This is a genomic window from Campylobacter sp. CNRCH_2013_0671h, assembly GCF_025773055.1.
Lineage (GTDB): Bacteria > Campylobacterota > Campylobacteria > Campylobacterales > Campylobacteraceae > Campylobacter_D > Campylobacter_D lari_D.
The window spans coordinates 66,380-88,381 of sequence record NZ_JAKMTG010000001.1 but is presented as its reverse complement, the minus strand read 5'-3'; the positions used below and the strand labels follow the sequence as shown (position 1 = coordinate 88,381).

The 22,002-nt window shown below is 26.9% G+C and carries 24 protein-coding genes and 3 tRNA genes; 12 read left to right on the top strand and 15 right to left on the bottom strand.

Annotated features, from left to right (window positions below; genetic code table 11):
- The first annotated feature begins 29 nt into the window (after window positions 1–29).
- Together L8X97_RS00485 and L8X97_RS00480 are read left to right on the top strand one after the other, a co-directional pair.
- The gene (locus L8X97_RS00485) at window positions 30–191 is read left to right on the top strand and encodes a hypothetical protein (RefSeq protein ID WP_263662379.1); all 162 of its coding nucleotides are present in this window, start codon (window positions 30–32) and stop codon (window positions 189–191) included.
- A gap of 614 nt (window positions 192–805) precedes the next feature.
- Entirely contained in the window at window positions 806–1,291 is a 486-nt protein-coding gene (locus tag L8X97_RS00480) for a site-specific integrase (RefSeq protein WP_318529421.1), read from the top strand.
- 91 nt (window positions 1,292–1,382) lie between these two features.
- Here L8X97_RS00480 and L8X97_RS00475 read toward each other — a convergent pair whose 3' ends face one another.
- Together L8X97_RS00475 and L8X97_RS00470 are read right to left on the bottom strand one after the other, a co-directional pair.
- The gene (locus tag L8X97_RS00475; RefSeq protein ID WP_263662378.1) at window positions 1,383–2,342 is read right to left on the bottom strand and encodes a hypothetical protein; all 960 of its coding nucleotides are present in this window, start codon (window positions 2,340–2,342) and stop codon (window positions 1,383–1,385) included.
- A gap of 155 nt (window positions 2,343–2,497) precedes the next feature.
- Window positions 2,498–3,082 carry a KAP family NTPase gene (locus L8X97_RS00470; RefSeq protein WP_263662377.1) on the bottom strand — a complete coding sequence of 195 codons (585 nt, stop codon included), beginning with the start codon at window positions 3,080–3,082 and terminating at the stop codon, window positions 2,498–2,500.
- 323 nt (window positions 3,083–3,405) lie between these two features.
- Here L8X97_RS00470 and L8X97_RS00465 point away from each other — a divergent pair, with 323 nt between their 5' ends.
- The 6 genes from L8X97_RS00465 to L8X97_RS00440 all read left to right on the top strand — a co-directional run bounded on the left by L8X97_RS00465 (window position 3,406) and on the right by L8X97_RS00440 (window position 5,231).
- Complete coding sequence (locus L8X97_RS00465) at window positions 3,406–3,633, top strand: hypothetical protein (protein ID WP_263662376.1); 228 nt, start codon at window positions 3,406–3,408, stop codon at window positions 3,631–3,633.
- Window positions 3,633–3,848 (top strand): hypothetical protein, encoded by a 216-nt coding sequence (locus L8X97_RS00460; protein WP_263662375.1) that lies wholly within the window; start codon window positions 3,633–3,635, stop codon window positions 3,846–3,848. The genes L8X97_RS00465 and L8X97_RS00460 overlap by 1 nt, the downstream gene beginning before the upstream one ends.
- Window positions 3,849–4,090: 242 nt before the next feature.
- Window positions 4,091–4,318, top strand: a complete 228-nt coding sequence (locus L8X97_RS00455; protein ID WP_263662376.1) for a hypothetical protein — start codon at window positions 4,091–4,093, stop codon at window positions 4,316–4,318.
- The gene (locus tag L8X97_RS00450; protein WP_263662375.1) at window positions 4,318–4,533 is read left to right on the top strand and encodes a hypothetical protein; all 216 of its coding nucleotides are present in this window, start codon (window positions 4,318–4,320) and stop codon (window positions 4,531–4,533) included. Before L8X97_RS00455 ends, L8X97_RS00450 begins: the two co-directional genes overlap by 1 nt.
- A 242-nt stretch (window positions 4,534–4,775) precedes the next feature.
- Window positions 4,776–4,925 (top strand): hypothetical protein, encoded by a 150-nt coding sequence (locus tag L8X97_RS00445; RefSeq protein WP_263662374.1) that lies wholly within the window; start codon window positions 4,776–4,778, stop codon window positions 4,923–4,925.
- A gap of 75 nt (window positions 4,926–5,000) precedes the next feature.
- The gene (locus tag L8X97_RS00440) at window positions 5,001–5,231 is read left to right on the top strand and encodes a hypothetical protein (protein ID WP_133319264.1); all 231 of its coding nucleotides are present in this window, start codon (window positions 5,001–5,003) and stop codon (window positions 5,229–5,231) included.
- 2,464 nt (window positions 5,232–7,695) lie between these two features.
- Here L8X97_RS00440 and L8X97_RS00435 read toward each other — a convergent pair.
- Both L8X97_RS00435 and L8X97_RS00430 read right to left on the bottom strand, forming a co-directional pair.
- A tRNA-Met gene (locus L8X97_RS00435) sits at window positions 7,696–7,771 on the bottom strand.
- A 13-nt stretch (window positions 7,772–7,784) separates the two neighbouring features.
- Window positions 7,785–7,859: transfer RNA gene (locus L8X97_RS00430), tRNA-Gln, on the bottom strand.
- 105 nt (window positions 7,860–7,964) lie between these two features.
- Between L8X97_RS00430 and L8X97_RS00425 the strand changes: the two genes are divergently transcribed.
- Window positions 7,965–8,987, top strand: coding sequence for a bifunctional 3,4-dihydroxy-2-butanone 4-phosphate synthase/GTP cyclohydrolase II (locus L8X97_RS00425; RefSeq protein ID WP_220566773.1), 1,023 nt, complete (start codon window positions 7,965–7,967; stop codon window positions 8,985–8,987).
- On the opposite strand, the gene L8X97_RS00420 is transcribed toward L8X97_RS00425, so the two are convergent.
- From L8X97_RS00420 to L8X97_RS00400, 5 genes are read right to left on the bottom strand one after another with little or no spacing between them, the layout of a single operon-like run.
- The gene (locus L8X97_RS00420; protein ID WP_318529480.1) at window positions 8,977–9,927 is read right to left on the bottom strand and encodes an SAM-dependent methyltransferase; all 951 of its coding nucleotides are present in this window, start codon (window positions 9,925–9,927) and stop codon (window positions 8,977–8,979) included. The genes L8X97_RS00425 and L8X97_RS00420 overlap by 11 nt on opposite strands.
- Window positions 9,928–9,929: 2 nt before the next feature.
- Complete coding sequence (locus L8X97_RS00415) at window positions 9,930–10,736, bottom strand: M23 family metallopeptidase (protein WP_263659975.1); 807 nt, start codon at window positions 10,734–10,736, stop codon at window positions 9,930–9,932.
- Window positions 10,733–12,727 carry a glycine--tRNA ligase subunit beta gene (gene glyS / locus L8X97_RS00410; protein ID WP_263662373.1) on the bottom strand — a complete coding sequence of 665 codons (1,995 nt, stop codon included), beginning with the start codon at window positions 12,725–12,727 and terminating at the stop codon, window positions 10,733–10,735. Before glyS ends, L8X97_RS00415 begins: the two co-directional genes overlap by 4 nt.
- A 34-nt stretch (window positions 12,728–12,761) precedes the next feature.
- Window positions 12,762–12,902: a hypothetical protein gene (locus L8X97_RS00405; protein WP_087685579.1), complete on the bottom strand. Its 141-nt coding sequence runs from the start codon at window positions 12,900–12,902 to the stop codon at window positions 12,762–12,764.
- Window positions 12,902–14,344: an alanine/glycine:cation symporter family protein gene (locus L8X97_RS00400; RefSeq protein ID WP_012661315.1), complete on the bottom strand. Its 1,443-nt coding sequence runs from the start codon at window positions 14,342–14,344 to the stop codon at window positions 12,902–12,904. Before L8X97_RS00400 ends, L8X97_RS00405 begins: the two co-directional genes overlap by 1 nt.
- A gap of 222 nt (window positions 14,345–14,566) precedes the next feature.
- Here L8X97_RS00400 and L8X97_RS00395 point away from each other — a divergent pair, with 222 nt between their 5' ends.
- Both L8X97_RS00395 and L8X97_RS00390 read left to right on the top strand, forming a co-directional pair.
- Complete coding sequence (locus L8X97_RS00395) at window positions 14,567–15,319, top strand: amino acid ABC transporter permease (protein ID WP_133319270.1); 753 nt, start codon at window positions 14,567–14,569, stop codon at window positions 15,317–15,319.
- A complete protein-coding gene (locus L8X97_RS00390; RefSeq protein WP_263659972.1) occupies window positions 15,312–16,040 on the top strand; it encodes an amino acid ABC transporter ATP-binding protein in 729 nt (242 codons plus the stop codon). Before L8X97_RS00395 ends, L8X97_RS00390 begins: the two co-directional genes overlap by 8 nt.
- On the opposite strand, the gene L8X97_RS00385 is transcribed toward L8X97_RS00390, so the two are convergent.
- The 4 genes from L8X97_RS00385 to L8X97_RS00370 all read right to left on the bottom strand — a co-directional run bounded on the left by L8X97_RS00385 (window position 16,037) and on the right by L8X97_RS00370 (window position 18,508).
- Window positions 16,037–16,504: a tRNA (cytidine(34)-2'-O)-methyltransferase gene (locus L8X97_RS00385; protein WP_263659971.1), complete on the bottom strand. Its 468-nt coding sequence runs from the start codon at window positions 16,502–16,504 to the stop codon at window positions 16,037–16,039. The two genes, L8X97_RS00390 and L8X97_RS00385, sit on opposite strands and share 4 nt — an antisense overlap.
- A 14-nt stretch (window positions 16,505–16,518) precedes the next feature.
- A tRNA-Arg gene (locus L8X97_RS00380) sits at window positions 16,519–16,595 on the bottom strand.
- 42 nt (window positions 16,596–16,637) lie between these two features.
- The gene (locus L8X97_RS00375) at window positions 16,638–17,654 is read right to left on the bottom strand and encodes a sensor histidine kinase (RefSeq protein WP_263662372.1); all 1,017 of its coding nucleotides are present in this window, start codon (window positions 17,652–17,654) and stop codon (window positions 16,638–16,640) included.
- A 2-nt stretch (window positions 17,655–17,656) separates the two neighbouring features.
- Window positions 17,657–18,508: a DUF234 domain-containing protein gene (locus L8X97_RS00370; protein ID WP_133319274.1), complete on the bottom strand. Its 852-nt coding sequence runs from the start codon at window positions 18,506–18,508 to the stop codon at window positions 17,657–17,659.
- Window positions 18,509–18,566: 58 nt separating this feature from the next.
- On the opposite strand from L8X97_RS00370, the gene L8X97_RS00365 reads away from it, so the two are divergent.
- The gene (locus L8X97_RS00365) at window positions 18,567–19,832 is read left to right on the top strand and encodes an aminotransferase class V-fold PLP-dependent enzyme (RefSeq protein WP_263662371.1); all 1,266 of its coding nucleotides are present in this window, start codon (window positions 18,567–18,569) and stop codon (window positions 19,830–19,832) included.
- On the opposite strand, the gene L8X97_RS00360 is transcribed toward L8X97_RS00365, so the two are convergent.
- Window positions 19,833–20,591: a basic amino acid ABC transporter substrate-binding protein gene (locus L8X97_RS00360; RefSeq protein WP_133319276.1), complete on the bottom strand. Its 759-nt coding sequence runs from the start codon at window positions 20,589–20,591 to the stop codon at window positions 19,833–19,835.
- Window positions 20,592–20,781: 190 nt separating this feature from the next.
- On the bottom strand, window positions 20,782–21,945 hold the full coding sequence (gene ftsW / locus L8X97_RS00355) for a putative lipid II flippase FtsW (protein ID WP_220566762.1): 1,164 nt from the start codon (window positions 21,943–21,945) through the stop codon (window positions 20,782–20,784).
- Between the last annotated feature and the right edge of the window lie 57 nt (window positions 21,946–22,002).

The window sequence follows — 22,002 nt, the reverse complement described above, 5'->3', positions numbered from 1 at the left end:
AAACAAAAATTTTTTGAGAAATATAAAAAATGACTTTAAGTAAAAAAGAATTTGCTGAAGTATTAGGCGTTTCTTCAGGAACTATTGATAATCTAAGAAGAAAAATACAATCTATGGAAGTATCTTGCTATGTATTATTTTCCATTGAAGAAATAGCTAAAGTTATATCAGGGGTTAAATCTTTAAAATGAGATTTAACTATACAAATTATTGAATTTTCAAAAGTATATGTTATTTAGATATTTAATTTCTAAAGTATGGATACTTAGGTGTTTGATTAATAAACCACACGCTTTCTAAATCCACCATTACTTCTCTATCACGAATTATTACTACAATTAAAATCTTTTGACAAATTAAAAAAATATTTTTTTGTACACACTTTAAAGGAAAATCAGCAATTAAGAGCTTAAAAATTTAACTGTTGATAAAAAACTTATATCAAAGTGCTTGTACTAAAAATTTATATATTGAAGCTAGGGTTTTTCATGGAAATATTGATAAGAATTTTTATTTTAGATATAAACTTAATAAAAAGGGTATTCTTTTAAAATAGGAAAATATCCTATAACCATATTAACACGGGCAAGAGAGATTGTAAATGATTATAACGACATGCTATCATAAGGCATTAATCCAAAAGAACATATTCAAAAAGAAAATACTAAAAATCAAAATATAAAAAAGCACTTTATGGTACTAATAAAGTTCAAAGTTATAAAACTTCACAGATGAAGCAAGATTTAAAGAATTACTGCTTGCGATTAATAAGTATTTTTACAAAAGTTGCTTTGCAAATTAGTCCATATTTATTTTAAGAAGTACTAATATTATAAATTTAGAATGGAAAGAAATAGATTTTGATAAAAAAATTATTATTCGTGCTAATAAAGTTAAAGCAAGAGAGGATTTTATTATTCCGCTAAGTCAGAGTGTTTTAGACTTGCTTTTATATGTTAAAAATTTTTCTTACTCAAATTCAAAATATTTTTTTCCAAGTAATATAAGTAAATCTAAAACAATGAGTAAAAACACATTAAATCAAGCCATTAAAAGATTAGGTTTTGGTGATAAAATACTATATCATGGTTTTAGAGCTACTGCTTCAATTTTTCTTTATGAGTATAAAAATATTCATAAACAAGATAGTGAAGTTATAGAACTATGTTTAGATCATAGAGAAAGAAATAAAGTAAAAGCAGTATATAATAGAAGCTTAAGACTTGATGATGGAAGAGAGTTAATGCAATGGTTGAGTGATTTTATCGATAAATTAAAAAGAGATAAGTAGTTTAATTTTTAATGTTTGTAAATTATAAACGCATAAGAACTTTTTAATTTTTGTAAATTTAATAGTATTTTATTGAATATCTTTAACGCAATTATTCTATTAGTAGCTTTCTTAATACACTATTTTGTGAATTTATATATTCTAAAACAACACTTTTTTTTATTTTATTTTCATCTAAATCTAAAAAATCTAAATAAGCTTGAAATAAATTATTATTTAAATCATCATCAAATTTATGACTTGCAACTATATTCATAGAAAAATGATTAAAAAATTTCTTACAAAAATCGTTATTATTTTTAAATAGCTGTACTAATTCTTCTTTTTTAAAAAAATTATACTGTTTGATTGCTTCAGGATAAAAACTACTTTCTATATTTTCATAGCTATTAATAAAAGCATTAATACTTTCATACTTACTTGTTTTGTATTTTTCTTTGGTATCTTCATAATAATCTTTCCATTTTTCATCTTTTAATAATTTTAAAAGTGCTATGTCAGATCTATAATCATGATTAAGATCAAACTTAAATTCTTCTATAACAAGAGCTTCTATATAATGCTGATTAATTTTTTCTTCTATGTTGCTTAATTTTTTCTTTGTAATTTGCGCATAGGTTGAAAGTAAAATTTGATAAAAACCATAAGAATAATGTGTCATTCCATTTTTTGAATAAAAGTCTATTTTTAGGAGTGAATTTTCAATACCTTTTACAAATTGCTCATCACTTAAATTACCTACCAAATATTCTATCTTGCAGTTTTGAAGTTTATAATAAAGATCGATTTTTAAAGTTTGATAAAAATCGCGTCTTAGTTGGTATTTTTCTTCTTTATTTAAATAAAACATATTTTTTAGGTATTGTTCATAAAGATGATAATAGCCTGAAGCTAAATCTATTTTCTCTATTTTAATAGAAAGGTATTTTTTAATTTGAAATATTAATGAGATATAATTTAATTTTAGAGCATCTGAAAATGTTTTTTTATTGTCATACTTGCAAAATAATAAAAAACATTGCTTGTTAAAATAATCTATATGTTCTAACACATGATATAATAATCTTAGATTTCCATTGCATTGTTCTTTATATCTTTCGAAAATAATATTTTCAATAATATTTCTTATCTCATCTGTAATTTTAGTATATTTATTTATTCTATCTTTTATGATTGCTTTTGCTACTTCATCATTGTCTTTTATCGTTATTTCACAATATCAATAACTTTTTCTTTGTATATTTGATACCAGTTTTTACTATTGTATTGTTTAGTCTGTTTTTCTTTATTGTTTTTAGCCAGATTGTTATCTTGTTCTTTTAATTCTTCCTCATGAAAAATCACAACAACATTACATTCTTTTTCTTCTTTAAGTAAATTTACAAGTCCTAAAATTTCTTTCAAAGAAAGATTGTCAGATTTTCTTTCTATGTTATCAAAACACACAATAATATTATAAAAGTCTTCCTTTTTTAAAAAGGAAAAAATAGCATCACTATCTATATCTATTAAGCCGCCACTTATACTTTTAACCAAACCTTCTAAACCTTTAAAAGTTGTTTTGGTAATTTTATTATAATCTCCATGTAGGCTTACAACTATTTCTTCTAATATTTGCTTATAACTTTCTTTGCCAAAAAGATCTATATAAACAACTTTTTTATCTTTAGAAAGTTTATTTTCAACTTCTTTCCATAAATAAGTTTTACCTATACCCCAAGACCCATTTATAGCTAAACATTTTTTAGAGTTGTTATCTAAAAAATTTGCGATAGTGTCAATCTTATTCATTATACACTCCTATAAAATATTTATGTAATTATATAAAATTATTTAAGTTTTCTATGTAACTATCCTCCAAACCTTAAAGCTATAGATAGTTACATATTCTTTTTAAAATACCCCTTACAGCTACGCACTCAGACAGCCTTTCTTTTTTTAAAAAATATATAAAAAAATACATACGCATACGCGAGAGAAAAAACAAAAAAAGTTGAGTAATTTTTTTTCAATGTTTAAACAAATTTTTGTTTTTTCTGTTATTTAATATTAAATTAATTTTTTGACTTTTATAATTATTCATATATCAAAAATAATCATAGAAAGACTCAAAAATGAAAAAAATTATCTTAGGTTTAGCAGTTATTGCTTCATTATCTAGCCTTGTTTCAGCTTCAAATCATAGTTATCATAGCAAGAAAAATTTTAATAATTCACAACAAGAATATATAGAAGGTAGAAGTATAACTTGTGCAACTTTTCATAATTGCCAGACAATACATCAACCTATTTACCAAGAAGCTGGGCATAAAGTACTTTGTAAATTTGGATATTGTTTCTAATGTTAAATATGTTAAATCCTAATTCAAATATTCGCTTCCACAAGTGTATGCCTAAGGAAGTTCATCAAATATATGACACCTTAAAGCTTATGGAACAAGAAGATACAAAAAAAGTAGAAGCTGAAGCTAAAAAAGAAGAACAAAGTAATTCTACAAATGCTGATAATCAAGCAAATACTAGCAAAAAAGATCAGCTTTTAGATATATCTGCTTAATCTTAATATTAGGGCAGTGGGTTTTGTCCATCTTCCGTGCTACGCACTCAGACAGCCTTTCTTTTTTTAAAAAATATATAAAAAAATACATACGCATACGCGAGAGAAAAAACAAAAAAAGTTGAGTAATTTTTTTTCAATGTTTAAACAAATTTTTGTTTTTTCTGTTATTTAATATTAAATTAATTTTTTGACTTTTATAATTATTCATATATCAAAAATAATCATAGAAAGACTCAAAAATGAAAAAAATTATCTTAGGTTTAGCAGTTATTGCTTCATTATCTAGCCTTGTTTCAGCTTCAAATCATAGTTATCATAGCAAGAAAAATTTTAATAATTCACAACAAGAATATATAGAAGGTAGAAGTATAACTTGTGCAACTTTTCATAATTGCCAGACAATACATCAACCTATTTACCAAGAAGCTGGGCATAAAGTACTTTGTAAATTTGGATATTGTTTCTAATGTTAAATATGTTAAATCCTAATTCAAATATTCGCTTCCACAAGTGTATGCCTAAGGAAGTTCATCAAATATATGACACCTTAAAGCTTATGGAACAAGAAGATACAAAAAAAGTAGAAGCTGAAGCTAAAAAAGAAGAACAAAGTAATTCTACAAATGCTGATAATCAAGCAAATACTAGCAAAAAAGATCAGCTTTTAGATATATCTGCTTAATCTTAATATTAGGGCAGTGGGTTTTGTCCATCTTCCGTGCTACGCACTCAGACAGCCTTTCTTTTTTTAAAAAATATATAAAAAAATACATACGCATACGCGAGAGAAAAAACAAAAAAAGTTGAGTAATTTTTTTTCAATGTTTAAACAAATTTTTGTTTTTTCTGTTATTTAATATTAAATTAATTTTTTGACTTTTATAATTATTCATATATCAAAAATAATCATAGAAAGACTCAAAAATGAAAAAAATTATCTTAGGTTTAGCAGTTATTGCTTCATTATCTAGCGTTGCTTTAGCTTTAAATCATAGTTATCATAGCAAGAAAAATTTTAATAATTCACAACAACAAGATAGAATTTTAACTTGTGAAAATTTTCATAATTGCTAGACAATACATCAGCCTATTTATCAGCATCAAGCTTGTGCTAAATTAGGTATTTGTATAAATCACTAAAGGATAATGATGGGATTAGTATATTCTCAATGTTGTAATCAAGTTATTGATACAAGCTTGCGTTATACAGCAAAACCACTATTAAAACTTGAAGAAGCTAAATTTGAACAAGAAAAAAAAGCTGAGAATGATAATACAAAAAAAGTAGAAGCTGAAGCTAAAAAAGAAGAACAAAGTAATTCTACAAATACAGATAAAGCAGACAATAAAAAAGATCAGCTTTTAGATATATCTGTTTAATCTTAATATTAAGCGGCAGACTTTGTCCGCTTTCCGTGCTACACACTTAGACAACCCTAGCACCCATTTTAGTACAAAACATATAGCACCTATAAGGTGTATTTTATTTAGAGAAGAAAAGAAAAGGTGCTTCTTTTGAAAACCTTATCTTGCTTCTTCTCTTCTTCATCACGGTGATTGCTATTTAATGGCATTAAAAGCCGTATTTTTAAAAGTGTTTAAAAAAGATTTTCTAAATCATTCATTGGTGTAGTTTCTTTGATATTTACAACCGCACTCCATTTATAGTTTTTTACTTAAAAATTTTATCCTATAAGTTTGATATATTTTTCATAGCATTATTTATGATTTCATTTTTTAACGCAATTGTTTGTTTAAAATAACTAAGTGATGAAAATCTTTATTATGTTGGATTTGTATAAAATTGGATTTTAAAATTAATACTATATATTTATCTCATTGTCATGTTTGTCTATAATTATTTTAAAATAATTGATAATTTTTTCAGGATTTTTATTCCATTTCTTCAAATGTTTAAAAATCAAAACTACCATATTTATTTTAAGTTTCATTGCAATTGGTTTTAACAAGATCAAATCAGTGATTTACATATAAATATGGCTTAGTTATATCAATCAAGTGATGAAGAAGATCATATTTTTAAAAAAAGAAAGAATTTTACTTGTAGTTCATACTATATAGAAGGCAGTACGGCATACATTATTTCAACATCAAACTTAATCAATATTTTTTAAAGATTATTGCAGTGGTTAGATATTTATTATCTTTAATATTCAAGAAGAGTATAAAATAAATATTATTTCATGTTATCAACTTAGAAAACAAGAGTATAATTTATTCTTATATCATTTAATGACTCATAAAAAAAGAGAGAGTAATCATTAAATAAATCTTGATTATTATTACAATAACATAATAATTGCTACAATATACCTTAGAATAATTATACAAAATATTTTAAAATTAATTTCTTATACTTATTTTATATTGCTTCAATGTGAAGATTAAAAACATCAAGATAAAATATTATCACACAAGTTCGAACACATTTGGCACTTTCTTAGTTAATAAAACTACTATCTTTTATTTACCAATCAAGAAATATTTGATTAATAAAACTAACTAAGGAATATTTATCCAAACAGATTATTTATTTAGATGTATAAAAGGATTTGCTAAATTAAGAGAATATAGTTATATTTTTGAAATAAAACATAAAATAATAGAACAAAGAATAAAAATTATATCTTTCATAAGCATCATGGTTTAAAAGCTACTTTAGAAGCTTTTAATATAGATAAAAAGACACTTTTTAGAAAACAAGAAATTTATCACAAAAATAATGATAATTTAAATACCCTAAATACAAAATACACTAAAGTAAAAAATATAAGAAGTTCTTTTGATTTGGAAATTACTTTAAATATTAAAATACTTAGGCATATTTATATAAATTTAGATAAAGAAAGATTGTATTATTTTTTAAAGCCTTTTTTATAATAAAACCTCCTAGTGTTTCCACCATAAGAAGAATCATCTCTAAAGATAAAATGAGAATAACACTTACAAGAATTAATTATCTAGGCCAAAATAAAAGCTACAAGAGAGAGTTAAAAATAGATAACTAAAAAAATCTTAAAACAACTCCTATGAATACTTGGGCAATAGATACTATAAAATATGTCGATAATAAAATAAAAATATATACTTACTATGATAGATTTAGTTACAAGAATTGATTATACTGTAGCTTTATCTCCTAAAAAGACAAGATATACTAGCATATCTTAAAAGTTTTGTTATTATCTTAAAAACTAATAATATTCATAAAAGAATTTAGCATACTCACAGATAATGGCTGTGAATTTAAAAAACTATGAATGTTTTATTAAAGGAACTTAACACTACTCATTATTATACTTATCTAAAGAATCTTAGAATGAATATTCATAATGAAATATTTAATAAAACCTTAAAAGAAGCATTTGCTAATCATTATAAAGATTTATTATTTATAGATCTTAAAGAATTTAATCAAGAAACGATTAAGTAGTTAGCAGCTTATAATACTATCTTGTTATATCCAGCTTTAAAATATAAAGTCTCCTCATTTGCTCTTCATCAATTAAGAAATATTTTTATTTGTTAGACTTTAAATCAATATTGTTTTTCTTGCACTCTAAAAATTTTAATACATTACCTATTTAACAAAAAATATCATTTTTTTACATTTTTACAATAAAATACAAAGCATGTGCAATATTAATTAATAAATCATACGCCTATTAAACTCGCCATTTATTCTTGTTAAATATATTTTATCTATTTTATTCTTTGTATTGTATTTTTAAAATTTCAATAATTTTAGAAATTTTAAATTAATTTGATTTCAATATTGCTAAAAAATATCTGTTGAAATAGATTATAAATTATTTTTATATAATGGTTGCGAAGGGGAGATTTGAACTCCCGACCTTCGGGTTATGAGCCCGACGAGCTAACCACTGCTCTACTTCGCGGCATCATATGAAGTGGATGGGGTAAAGGGATTCGAACCCCTGAATGACAGGACCAAAACCTGTTGCCTTACCGCTTGGCGATACCCCAATAGAAATTTTTTATTTAAATTAAAAGTGATATTATATATTATTTTTTATACAATGTCAAGAAAAATGCTATAATATTTTTAAAATATTTTCAAGGAATGATTTTATGGGATATATAAGTATAGAACAAGCTATAAAAGAACTTCAAGATGGTAAAATGTTAGTAATGGTGGATGCAGAAGATAGGGAAAATGAAGGGGATTTGATTTTCCCTGCACAATTTAGCTCACAAGAAAAAGTAAATTTTACCATCACTCACGCAAGAGGTGTGGTATGTGTAGCATTAAGTGAGAACTTAGCTAAAAAATTTGAACTACCTTTAATGGTACCTAAAAACACATCAAATCACGAAACAGCTTTTACCATCACTGTCGATGCAAAAAATGCAACAACAGGAGTAAGTGCCTACGAAAGAGATATGACTATACAAATTTTTGCTGATGATAATGCAAAGGCGAGTGATTTTGTGCGTCCTGGACATATTAATCCTTTGATAGCAAAAAAAGGTGGAGTTTTAGAAAGAACGGGCCATACAGAAGGAACAGTGGATTTATGTCGTTTGGCAGGATTAAAAGAAGCATGCGTAATATGTGAAATTGTTAAAGATAATGGAGATATGGCTAGAAGAAGCGATTTGCTTGAGTTTTGCAAAAAACATAATATTAATATGATTACTATTTCAGATTTAATCGAGTATCGTTTAAAAAATGAAAGTTTGATTTCTTTAATTAAAGAAGAAGAAAGTATTTTAGCAGGTTTTAAAGCTAAAAAAATGACTTTTAAAGATCACAATGAAAATGAACACATAGCTTTTAGTTTTGGCACTTTGAAAGAATGCGAGAATGTTAAATTTTATCTTAGTGGAAGCGACTTTGAGCTTCTAACTTCTAATAAATTTAATGAATTATTAAAACAAATTGAATTTTTAAGTCAAAAAGGTGGTGTAATCATTTTCATGAAAAATGAAAAACAAGAAAACATACAATTTAAAAATTATGGCATAGGAGCGCAAATTTTAAGGTATTTAAAAATTTCAAAAATCAAACTTCTAAGTCAAAATACCGATAAAGAATTTATAGGCTTAAAAGGCTTTGGGCTTGATATTACAAGCAGTGATTTTAAAGCTTAAATTCTAAAAACTTAAACTTATCGCCAAAGTTAAACATCAAATTTTTACTTTGGTTGATAAAGTTTTTATAAATTTGGAGGTTAATATTTTTAACTTGCTCGATAATTTCTTCTAAGCCAAAATCAATTAAAGCTTGATTTTGATTTTTATATTCTAACACCTCAAAGCCCTCTTCTTTTAAAACTTGTAAAAAATGATCAAAATTTACATTATATGTAATATCGCTTTTAGCAAAAAAATCTTTTAAGTTTTCTTCAAAAAGATTATACACTTGGTGATTTTTATACATTCTAATACTAATTTTTTCTTCTTTTTTTGCATAATCAAAACATGCAAAAGTTAGTTTTTCACAGGTTTGTTTTAATTTGGATAAAAAGGGTTTATAAGAAATACAAAGCTCGCTATTAGTGATAGAATATTTTTCACATTCTTTTAAAAGATCTTCATTCATAGCTTTAAAAACAATGTTTAAATCATCATCAACATATGCCATTGTTCTATCTTTTATAAGCTCACACGCAAAACAATCAAATAATTCATTAGCGTAAAAAAAGGCGTTTTTAAAATGACATTCTTCTAAAGAATTATAAATTTTTACATCCAAATCATACTCATCAAAAAGTTTTTTTTGAACACATTTTAATTTTTCATGTGGCTCTACGATAAAACACTCAATCTGCTCTAAAATATCAGCCCTAAGAGTGTATAGAGCTTGTATAAAATCAAGCATTAAATGCCCTTCATTTGCCCCTATTTCTACAACTTCAACCGGTAAAATTAGCTTTTTATCATCTATAAGTTTTAAAAAATGATTAGCTAAGAGTGTTCCAAACAGATTTCCCACGCTAACTGCGGTATAAAAATCTCCATTTTTACCAACACTCACAGCTTGGGAGTAATATTTATCAATCCAATTTTGAAAAAACTCACTAAAAGCTATCATTATAAAGCATTAAATTTGACTATAAAATCAAGTGGATCAACTTGCACACCATTAACTAAAATTCCAAAATGCAAATGTGGCCCTGTAACCCTACCGCTAGCTCCACTCAAACCTATAAGCTCACCCTTTTTTACCTTTTGTCCTACTTTTACATTAAGTTTTGATAGATGATAATACTGAGAATAAATCCCATATCCATGATCAATTACCACTGAATTTCCTGCATAATAACGATTTGAAGCAATCCTTACAATACCATCATTGCTAGCATAAATTTTTGTCCCACTTGCTGCTCTAAAATCAGTTCCGCTATGATAACTTTTAAGAGTATCATTAAACAATCTTGCTTTTCCAAAAGCACTTGTAATTTTACTTTCTAAAGGGTATGTAAAATTGCCTTCAAATAAAGCCATATTGGTATAAGTATTATAAACCTTAATAGCTTCTTGATATTCTTTGCTAATGCGATCAAGTGTTTCTTTAGGTGGATTAACCTTAGAAGCACTAACTTTTAAAAATTCTTTTTTATAGTTTCCTTCGCTAAATTTTATGTTAATTTCTTCTTTGGAATTATCTTTAAATTCAGCTATTAATTTTCTATCTTTAGGATTTTTATAAGGTATGGCTATACTAACAATGACTTTATTTTTATACTCAAAAAAAGGAAGTTTTTTAGAATTTGAGCTAATTTGTAAAAAATTATTTTTATCAAATTCTAAAAAAATTACTTGCCCTTTTACAAGCTCAATCTCTCTAGCTTCTAATGCAAATACCAAAAAACAAAGTAAAAAAAGAATTTTTCTCATACACTAAGCTCTTTAATATCAGCTATTTTTAAAAACTCACGATAAATTGCACATACTAAAGCTTGACGATTGTTTTTAATATTTTCATCTTTGTCATTAATCATTACTTTATCAAAAAAAGCATCAATTTGTGGTTTTAGTGCAAAAAGGCTTTCTAAAAGCTCTTGGGTGTTATTTTCTTTTGTTTTACACTGCATAAAAGCTTGGTATAAATCTTTTTCCTCTTGAGTGTTAAACAAATTTTCATTAATTTGAACTTCACTTAATATTGCAATATTTGCCAAGCGCTTAAAAGTAGCAAAATTTTGACTAAAATCTGCCTTATTTGCACTTTGTATTAAAGCTTTAATACAAGAATCAATATAAATAACATCATAAGTTTTAGAGCTAAGCACAGCTTTAACAAAAGAAGCATTAACCTCATAAAAAGTATATAAACGCTCTAAGATAAAGTCTAGTAAAATTTTCAAATCAAAGCTTTTATATTCACTAGCTATTACTTCTAAAAATATCTTAAGATCAAAATTTTTATTTAAAGCTAGAATAATTTTTAAAACACCATTTGCTGCTCTTCTTAAAGCATAAGGATCTTTTGTACCACTTGGGATTTTCCCCATTGAAAAAAGCCCCATGAGTGTATCAAATTTATAAGCTAAAGCTACAATAGAACTAAATTCATTACTTGGCATAGCTGAATTATCGCCATTTGGAAGATATTGTTCTTTAATCGCCAAAGCAAGCTCATCGCTCATACCCATAGCTTTAGCATAATAAGATCCCATAATACCTTGAAGATCAGTAAATTCATACACCATTTGAGTGCTTAGATCAGCTTTTGAGTATTCTATGGCTTTTAAGATTTCATCTTTTTGAGTATTAGCAAAAACTTCACAAAGCTTAGTAGCGATTTTTTGCTCTCTAATGATTTTATCTTTTAAGCTTCCAAGTCCTTCAAGATATACCATTTGACTTATTTTATCATTATTTAAGCCCTGTGCTAAGTCATTTTTCCAAAAAAACATCGCATCGCTCAATCTTGCTCTTAAAACCCTTTCATTTCCATTAATGATTTTAGAATAATCTTTACAAACCGCATTAGAAACTACGATAAAATGATTGCTTAAAGTATTGTTTTTAAATACTGCAAAATAGCGTTGATTTTCTCTCATAGAAGTAATTATCACTTCGCTTGGGATTTCTAAATACTCTTTTTCAAAATGCCCTAATAATGCCTTTGGATACTCTGTGATAGCTACAACTTCAGCTAAAAGCTCATCATCTTCTGCAATAGTAATATCATTTTCTTTTTCAAGTGTCTTTAACTGCTCAATAATAAGCTTTTTTCTTTGTTCTTGATCTAAAATAATATAATTTTGCTCTAGAGTTTTAAGATACTCATCAATATTTGAAAAAGGTATTAAATCATAACTAACACTTCTATGAACAAAAGTGCTTTTTGCGCTTTTAACGCCATAGCTTTCAAATTCAATCAATTCATCATTTAAAATACAACAAAGCGAGCGAATAGCTCTGATAAATTCAAAGCTACCATCACCCCATCTCATAGTTTTACCAAAACTCAAGCTTTTTAAAAAAGCCTCGATCATTTGAGCTAAAACCACCTTGCTTTGCAAGCCTTGTACTTGTTTTTGACAATACAATACTTCTTTACCCTTAATTTCTTTAAATTCAAGCTCTTCTTCTTTTAAACCACTTTTTTCTAAAAAACTAAGCCCTGCTTGAGTAAGCTTTCCATCTTTATAAGCTATCGCCCTAGGTGCACCTATAAATTCCACAAAAGAATCATCTTGTTTTTCTTTAAAATTTTCATGAATAAAAACTAATCTTCTAGGAGTATAGAAAAATTTAAATTCAGATTCTAAATGATACTCTTGTAAAATCTTTTCCCATTTTTTAGTAATATTTGGAAGTTCTTTTAATAAAGGAATAGCAGGAAGTTCTTCTGTACCTATTTCTATTAACAATTTCATTTTACACTCTTTTTTAAAAATTTTTTAGTGTATTTTACCTATTTTTTTTAAAATCTTTCTTTGTTTTTAATTTTTCTTCTCTTTGTTTGGCTTTTTCTTGCATTTGGCGGTTAAAGCCAAACACAAGAAAAACCATAAAAGCTACAAACAAAGCAATAATAATATAATCTATCATTAGTCCCAACACTCTGCGTTTTTAATACCAAGCTTTGAAGCACTAAACACTGGATCTCTACCTTGTCTTTTTTGCTCGCTAAAATCTTTTAATACCTTTTTCACTATACCACCAAGCAATAAAATAGAAATGATATTAATCGTAGCCATAAACGCCATAGTAGTATCAGCTAAATCCCATGCAAATTTTAAATCCATATTTGCACCAATAAAAATCATAAGCACGGCACTTGCTTTAAAAAGATTAATAATAATAGGATTTTGAGTAAGGTATTTAATATTTGCTTGAGCATAATAGTAATTTCCTATCAAAGAAGTAATAGCAAATAAAACTATACTAACAGTAGTAAAATGTACACCTAGATTTCCATAATATTCTTTCATGGATTCTTGTACTAAAGGTAGTGCTGTTAAAATAGGCTTACCGTCTACACCAATATTATTAGCATAAGCAAGTGAAAATAACACTAAAAATCCTGAACTTGTACAAATAATCACATCAATTAATACAGAAAATGCTTGAATAACCCCTTGTTTTGCAGGGTGAGTTGTAAGAGCTGAAGCTGCTGCATTTGGTGCTGAACCCATACCTGCTTCATTAGAAAATAATCCTCTTTTTATACCTATAACTAAAGCAGAACCTGCAAATCCACCAAAAATAGCTTCAAAATCAAAAGCACTTTTAAAAATCATAGAAAACACTTCAGGAATTTTATCAAAATTCATAAACATTGCTATGATAGATAAACCAACATAAATCATCGCCATAATAGGAACGATAACCGAACTTACTTTACCTATTTTAGTATGATCACCAAAAAACATATAAGCTGCAAAAACAGCCAAAATAGCCCCTATTACAATAGGCCACCAACTTTGGGCAAAACTCACTTCACTAGCATCAACCATACCTTTATAATAAAACTCAAATGCTGAAGTCATAGTTTGACTTTGAAGTCCATTAAATCCATAAGCATAAGTAATGATTAAAATCACCGCAAAAACAGCTCCAAGCCATTTTAAATTTAAAGCTTTACTAATATAATAAGCAGGGCCACCTTTAAAACTTTTTCCATCACGACTTTTATAAACTTGTGCTAAAGTGCTTTCTGCAAAAGCTGAAGCGCCACCAAAAAATGCCATAGCCCACATCCAAAACAAAGCACCAGGTCCGCCCAAAACAACTGCTACTGCAATACCTGCAATATTTCCTATACCAACTCTTGAAGCTGTTGAAATCATCAAAGCCTGAAAAGGAGTAATATGGTGTTTTTCATGTTTTTCTTGCTTTTCTGTCAAAATGTCAAACACATAAGGAAGCATTCGAAATTGCACAAAACCTGTCAAATAACTATAATAAAACCCTACAATAATAAGCAAAATAACCAAAATGGAATAATACTGATTATTTACAAAGCCAACAAATTGGGATATTAAATCCATATTTATCTCCTTTTTATAATTTAATCGAGTGTAAATTTATCATAAAAAAATGAATTTACTACAAAAAAATATAATTTTATATTAATTTTATTTTATTTTTTACAGCTATGTGAAAATTTAACTCACGATATTTACCAAAAAACACATAAAAATGCTTTTAAGTAAAAAGAAAACTTAATTTTTATACACTTAGTTTTTTTAAAATTTTATAAGGTGTTTAAATTGAAACAAAATACGATGAAAATTTTTGTATTTTTTGCCATTATTGTTTTTTGGGCTTATTTTTCATTTCCTATTGAAATTTTACAAGTTAAAGATCAAAATGGCTTAGCTACAGGAGAATATGCTTATACTATAGAAGCCAAAGCTTATGTTCATAGTTACTTCACAACACTTGGTTTAACAGTAGGTGGAATTTTAATAGGAATAGCACTTGGTTTTTTCCTAGCATTTTTAAGATTTTTAGAAATCCAAAGTTTAAATTTCATCATAGATGAATACATAGACATTATACGCGGAACCCCTCTGCTTTTACAGCTTTTGATTTTTTCAGTAGTGATTTTTGCTACTTGGAGTGATAATTTTTATGTAGCTATTATTGCACTTGGACTTAATAGTTCTGCTTATGTAGCTGAAATCGTAAGAAGTGGAATTCAAAGTGTAGACAAAGGACAAATGGAAGCATCAAGAGCAATGGGACTTAATTATTCTGCTTCTATGAGACTAATCATCTTTCCGCAAGCGATTAAAAATATCTTACCTTCTTTAATGAATGAATTTATTTCTTTATTTAAAGAAACTTCAATAGTGGGCTATATTAGCGTTATGGATATTACCATGCAAAGTAAAAGCTTACAAGCAATTTATTACAACCCTAAACCTATTATTTTTACAGGACTTGTATATTATGTAAGCGTTAAAATTTTAACACTAATTGCAAGATTTATAGAAATGAGATTAAACAAACATGATTAAAATAGAAAATTTGATTAAAAAATATGGAGATTTGGAAGTTTTAAAAGATATTAGTGTTGAAGTGCATAAAGGCGATATTATTGCTATTATAGGGCCTAGTGGAGGTGGAAAAAGTACTTTTTTACGCTGTTTAAATAAACTTGAAACACCAGATAGTGGTAATATTTATATCAATAATATCAATATACTTGATAAAAAAACAGATATCAATAAAATTCGACAAAAAGTAAGCATGGTATTTCAACATTTTAATCTTTTTAATAATAAAAATGTTTTGGAAAATTTATGCCTAGCGCCAGTACAAACAAAAATCATGGGTAAAGATGAAGCAGTAAAAAAAGCACGAGAATTACTCAAAAAAGTTGGCTTAAGTGATAAAGAAAATTATTTTCCTCATAAGCTTTCAGGTGGACAAAAACAGCGTATTGCCATAGCAAGATCATTAATGATGAATCCTGATGTGATTTTATTTGATGAGCCAACTTCAGCTTTAGATCCTGAAATGATAGGTGAGGTTTTAAATATCATGAAAGAAGTAGCTAAAGAAGGTCTAACCATGCTTGTAGTTACACATGAAATGGGATTTGCAAGAAATGTAGCTAATCGAATTTTCTTTATGGATAAAGGCATTATAGCAGTAGATGAATGTCCTAAAATAGCTTTTGAAAACCCAAAAAATGAAAGATTGAAAGAATTTTTAAATCAAGTTTTAAATCATTAAAATTTTTCAAAAGAGGCAAAATTTTGCCTCAAAGCTTCATAACTCACTATGCCTACACTTGTAGCTAAATTTAAACTTCTACCACAATCTTTCATCGGTATAGTAATGGCATTTTCCCATTTTTTTTGCATTAAATCCATAGGTAAGCCAAAACTTTCACTTCCAAAAAATAAAAAATCACCTTTTTGATAATTTACATCAAAATAAGCTTGAGTAGTTTTAGTTGTCGCAAAGAAAAATCTATCTTGAAATTTTTCATACTCTTTTAAAAAATCTTCTAAATTATCCCATAAAAAAGGATTTAATTTTTTCCAATAATCAAGTCCTGCTCTTTTAACTGCCTTTTCATCAATACTAAAAAGCGGATTGACAATATGTAAAGCAAAACCTGCATTAAAACACATTCTGCCTATACTTCCTGTATTTTGTGGTATGCGAGGCTCAACTAAGACTATATGAAACATCTTTTTCCTTGAAATGGTGTCCCCAGCAAGGTTTGAACTTGCGGCCTCAGAATTAGGAATTCTGCGCTCTATCCAGCTGAGCTATGAGGACAAATATTTTTATTATTTTAAGAAAAAATTTATTTTATAGAGCTTAAATTTTAAGGTCTATAAAAAAACATTTTGGATTTTCATCAAAACCTAAAACTCCATTATGCGCATCAATAATTTGTTTTGATAAAGAAAGACCTAAACCATTACCTTTTAACTTAGTTGTTTTAAAAGCCTCAAAAACCATTTTTTTATCTTTGATACTTATACCATTATCATAAACTTTAATAAAAACCCTATCTTCTTTTTGTTCGCACTTAACCTTTATATAACCATCATCATTTTCGCTTTCTTCAATAGCATCTATGGCATTATAAAGTAAATTTTGCAAAACTAAAGCAAGTAAAGATTTATCTGCATTGATTTTTAAATCTAAAAATTCAAATTTAAAATCGATGCTAGCTAGATAATTATAAGCTCCAATAGCTTGCTCACACTCATCTTGTAACTCCTGTAAATTAAACTCATTTAAATTAACATGTACTCCTTTTGTAAAAAGTAAAGTAGAATTTACAATACGCTCTACTCTTGAAATTGCTTTTTGGATTTCTAAAACTATATGCTTATTTTTTAACTCACTTCTTTCAAACAAAGTAGAGCTTAATAAAGAAATAGAACCTATAGGATTGCGTATTTCATGTGCTAGGTGTGCTGCAACTGTTCCCATGCTAGCTAACCTTTCATTTCTTTTTTCATCACTAATATCTGTTGCATTTACTATAAGTTTATCAGTATGAGAGGTGATTTTGATTAGATAAAATTTATGATCAAACTCAAGCTCATAATGTGTTTTATCAAGATCAATGCATTCTAAAAGCTTTGGCTTTTGTGTAGCTAGGTTGTTTTGCAAAATAATATTTTTATTTGCGTCTAAAATCCACAAAGCCATAGGCAAAACCTCTATAATCTCACTTACCATTTGTCTTAATGCAGTGTAGTTTTCATTAAGTTGCTTATATTCATTTTCTATAACATAGGTTTGCTCTATTAAGGCTTTTAATCCTTGTTGTAAGTTTTCTTTTTCACTAGAATCTAAACTTTTTAAAATATTCTCATCCACACTTAATCCTTAATTAAAAATTGAAAATCTTCTAAAGTATATAAAAGCAAATTACGCTCCTTATTTAAAATAAGCTCTTTACTAAAGCCACTCTTTGAAAAAAGCACATATAAATTAGGTTGAATTTGCAACTGTTTTGCTTTACTTTTTAAAATATTTAAAACATTTTTACATATTTTTCTTTCTTTAAATTTAACTTCACCTAAAACACAAAAATTGTTTTCATGATAATACAAGTCTATTTCATGATAATAATTCCAAAAACTATACACTTGATCCACTTTAAGTTTTTTTGCTAAAAATTCTTTACATAAAAGTTCAAAAGTAAAACTTTGGTATTTTTCCAAATTTTCTTGGATAAGTTCTATTAATTCATTGTATTTTTTCATCGCGATTAAATTAAGTTTAGGATATATAAAATAAAAGAAAAATCTTAATCCTTGATTTTTAAAAACAACCTTATCTTGTATATTATAAGAGCGTAATTCTTTTTTAACTTTCTGTCTTTTGTTTTTTATAATTGGCTTTTCTTGACTTTTTTCTAAGATCAAAATATTTTTCTCTAAAAGTTTATTAATAAGCCCTAGAGCCTGAAAATGCGGAATAGATTTATTAATAGAATAGCGTTTTCTATCGTTTTTACTTAAAACACTCAAAGCTTTTAAAGCATTCTCATCTAAATTTAAAGAAGCTAAAATATCAAAGGCTTTCAAAATAAAAACATTTAAGATATTTTCATATAAACTTAATTTCAAATCAAATTCAAACTCATCAAAAATACTATAAAAGTCAAAAATACTTTCAAGCTCCAAAGTTTCACAGCGTTTTGAAAAATCACCAAATTTTATAATCACATCCTTAAAATAAATATTTTGTATGTTATAATTTTAACAAAAAATTAGAGGATTTTTTTTGGATATTGAAAAACTAAAACAAGATATTATTTTAAAAAAAGGAATACATTATTTTGATTTTACAGCTAGCGCTTTAGCACTAAAAAGCATAGAAAAAGAAATTAAAAAAATTCTTACCACCTATGCAAATACACATTCAGATAGCTCTTTAAATTCTTTTATCACACAACAGCATTATGAAAACGCGAGAATAAATTTAAAAAAATACCTTGAATTAGATGATAGTTTTGCTCTTATAGCTTGTGGGAGTGGATCTTCAGCAGCTATAAAAAAATTTCAAGAACTTTTAGGTCTATATATACCACCACTTATTAAAGAAAAATATTTTAAAAATACAGGCAAAAATACCTTACCTTTGGTTATAGTTGGACCCTATGAACACCATTCTAATGAACTTTCATTTAGAGAAGCTTTGTGTGAATGCGTTCGAGTGCCCTTAGATAAAAATGGAGAATTAGATTTTATTTTTTTAGAAAAATTATTACAAAAATCCAAAAACAGACAAATCATAGCAAGCTTTAATGCAGCTTCTAATGTTACAGGAATTTTAAGTGATTATAAAAAAATTTACACTTTAGTCAAACAACACAACGGTATAGTTGCTTTTGATATTTCCACTTTAGCTCCTTATGCTAATTTAGATCCTAAATTTTATGATGCAGTGTTTATTAGTTCTCATAAACTACTTGGAGGTGTAGGATCTTGTGGCTTACTTGTTATCAAAAAAAATCTATGTGGCAATACCCCTAGCTTTGCGGCAGGTGGAACTGTGGGCTATGTTTCAAGAACATCTCAACAATATTTATGCGAAGTTGAAAATTTAGAAGAAGGTGGCACACCTGGAATTATTCAGCTTGTTAGAGCAAGTTTGGCTTTTAAAATACGCAATGAAATAGGTTTAAAAAATATAGAAAAAAAAGAAAAAGAACTTTGTGAATATTTTTTCAAACAATGTACAAATTTTCCAAAAATGATCTTATATGCAAAAAATATCACTAATAGATTACCTATTTTTGCTTTTAATATAGAAGGAATTTCTCCTTTTGATTTAGCTTATAAACTAAGTAAAACTTATAAGATAGAAACAAGAGCAGGTTGTGCTTGTGCAGGACCTTATGGACATGATTTACTCAATCTAAAAGACAATCAAGAATTAAAATCTAAACCAGGTTGGCTAAGAGTGGGTTTTCATTATACGCATACAAAAGAAGATATAGAATATTTTTTTAAAGCCTTGAATATAAGTATCAAGGCTTTAAGTTAATTATTGTAAATCGTATTTTTCTACGATTTTTTGGTAAGTACCATCAGCTTTAACTTTTTCTAAGCCTGCATTAATTTTTTGAACAAGCTCACTTTGTTTTCCTTTATCAAAAGCTATACAAAACCCTGAACTTCCATCATTTTCTTCTAAAAATGCTTCTAGCTCTTCATTAGTTTTTAAATAACCTTTACCAATATCTTTATCCGTTAAAACTGCATCTACTTTGCCAGCTTTTAAAGCTAAAATTGCTGCTAACATTTCTTCACTTGCAACCACTTGAGCATTTGGAATAGTCTTAGCAGCACTTTCTTGAATAGTTCCAAGTTGAACACCTATTTTTTTACCTTCCAAACTTTGTTTATCGCTAATACTAGAATCTGTTTTTAATTTTAAATATAAATTTTTAGTATTGAAATAAGTATCACTAAAATCCATACTTGCTAATCTTTGAGGAGTTGAACTCATAGCAGAAGCTATCATATCAATCTTTCCAGCTTTTAAGGCAGGAATTAAACCATCAAAACTCATATTTACCCATTCAAGTTTTAAATTTTCTCTTTTAGCAATTTCTTCCAATAAATCAACATCAAAGCCGGTAATTTTTGCATCTTTAATAAAATCAAAAGGAGGATAATTTGCAGCTATACCTACTTTATAAACTTTTTCACCAGAAGCACTAGCTTGATTTTTATCGCTTGAACAAGCACCTAAAGCTAATATACCAAATAACGCTAAAACAACATATAATATTTTTTTCATTTTTTTCCTTTGTTAAAATTAAAATAAAATTGATAAATGATTATAATGTGTTTAAACGCCTGTATTTCTTCATATCCGCCTCCTTTATAATAAATGTGAGCATAATTATAGCAGAAAAAAGTTTTTTGTAAAGAGTTGTTATAGAATATTTTTTATTTAAGTTAATTTTTATATATTTTAATTAATGAGTTTAAATTTTTACCTTCTTGCTAATCATTAAAACATAACCTATTCCAAGACAAATAGACCACATAGAACTGCCACCATAACTTAAAAGTGGCACAGCAACTCCTTTTAATGGAGTTAAAGAAATAATTCCAAAAGCATTCATAAAAAATGAAAATAATAAAAGTAAAGCTACACCTGAACAAAATAAAAAATGGACCTTATTTTCACAGCGCCCAGCAATTCTAAAAATTCTAAGTATAACCATCAAATAAATCAAACATATAATGCTCAATCCCAACAATCCTATTTCCTCAGTAATCCCTGATAAAACAAAATCCGTATGCACCTCACTTAAAAATCCCAATTTGAAAGTTCCAAGACCCAACCCTTCTCCAAAAAATCCACCATGAGCTATAGCATTTAAACTATGTGAAATTTGATAAGGTTCTGAGTTATGGCTTACTCTTAAAGCACTTGCTAGCCAATCAGGAAAAAAAGGTAAAAACGCATCTTGGATATTTCCCCACCAAGCAGAAATACGCTGAATTCTTCTTTGATTACTTAAAATCACCAAAACCCCAATCATTCCAACAATAACCACGCCAAAAGCAAAAAGTCTTTTACTAGCTCCTGCAAAAAATGCTAAAGCAAAAACCAAGAAAAAAGAGATAACACTTTGGCCTAAATCATTTTGTGTCATATAAATATAGCCAATAACAAAAGCAGCTAAAATAAAATAAGGAATTAAAATTAAAACTTCGTGTTTGATTGCTTTTTTGCTATCATCAATTCTTCTTGTATAAGACCAAGCAAGGAAATAAATCAAACCTATCTTAAAAAATTCAACAGGAGAAATAGATAAAGGACCAAGCCTGATCCACCTTTTAGCACCACCTGCTGCAGTAGCAAGAAAGGTAGGTAAAAAAGGCAAAATAAGTATAAATAAAAAAGAGATTAACAAAACACTTATCATTAAATAATGTGCCATTTTACTATCAGGATTTAATCTTGAAACAAAATAAATAATAGCTATACCACTAAGTCCAAAAAAAAGCTGTCTGATAAAAAAATGAAATTCATTATATTCTAAATAAAGCACAGTAAAAGCACTTAAAGAATATGAAAAAAGTATCCCTATAGTTATTAGAATGCAACTTAAAAAAAATAATTTTCTATCAGCAACCAAAATTTCTTCCTAGAATTTTATAAAAATTAATTTTAATAAATTGCAACTTAAAATGAT

Coding starts and splice junctions, on each gene's coding strand:
- L8X97_RS00485 (WP_263662379.1), top strand. CDS start 30: ATGACTTTAAGTAAAAAAGAATTTGCTGAAGTATTAGGCGTTTCTTCA.
- L8X97_RS00470 (WP_263662377.1), bottom strand. CDS start 3,082: ATGAATAAGATTGACACTATCGCAAATTTTTTAGATAACAACTCTAAA.
- L8X97_RS00465 (WP_263662376.1), top strand. CDS start 3,406: ATGAAAAAAATTATCTTAGGTTTAGCAGTTATTGCTTCATTATCTAGC.
- L8X97_RS00460 (WP_263662375.1), top strand. CDS start 3,633: ATGTTAAATATGTTAAATCCTAATTCAAATATTCGCTTCCACAAGTGT.
- L8X97_RS00455 (WP_263662376.1), top strand. CDS start 4,091: ATGAAAAAAATTATCTTAGGTTTAGCAGTTATTGCTTCATTATCTAGC.
- L8X97_RS00450 (WP_263662375.1), top strand. CDS start 4,318: ATGTTAAATATGTTAAATCCTAATTCAAATATTCGCTTCCACAAGTGT.
- L8X97_RS00445 (WP_263662374.1), top strand. CDS start 4,776: ATGAAAAAAATTATCTTAGGTTTAGCAGTTATTGCTTCATTATCTAGC.
- L8X97_RS00440 (WP_133319264.1), top strand. CDS start 5,001: ATGGGATTAGTATATTCTCAATGTTGTAATCAAGTTATTGATACAAGC.
- L8X97_RS00425 (WP_220566773.1), top strand. CDS start 7,965: ATGGGATATATAAGTATAGAACAAGCTATAAAAGAACTTCAAGATGGT.
- L8X97_RS00415 (WP_263659975.1), bottom strand. CDS start 10,736: ATGAGAAAAATTCTTTTTTTACTTTGTTTTTTGGTATTTGCATTAGAA.
- glyS (WP_263662373.1), bottom strand. CDS start 12,727: ATGAAATTGTTAATAGAAATAGGTACAGAAGAACTTCCTGCTATTCCT.
- L8X97_RS00405 (WP_087685579.1), bottom strand. CDS start 12,902: ATGATAGATTATATTATTATTGCTTTGTTTGTAGCTTTTATGGTTTTT.
- L8X97_RS00400 (WP_012661315.1), bottom strand. CDS start 14,344: ATGGATTTAATATCCCAATTTGTTGGCTTTGTAAATAATCAGTATTAT.
- L8X97_RS00390 (WP_263659972.1), top strand. CDS start 15,312: ATGATTAAAATAGAAAATTTGATTAAAAAATATGGAGATTTGGAAGTT.
- L8X97_RS00385 (WP_263659971.1), bottom strand. CDS start 16,504: ATGTTTCATATAGTCTTAGTTGAGCCTCGCATACCACAAAATACAGGA.
- L8X97_RS00360 (WP_133319276.1), bottom strand. CDS start 20,591: ATGAAAAAAATATTATATGTTGTTTTAGCGTTATTTGGTATATTAGCT.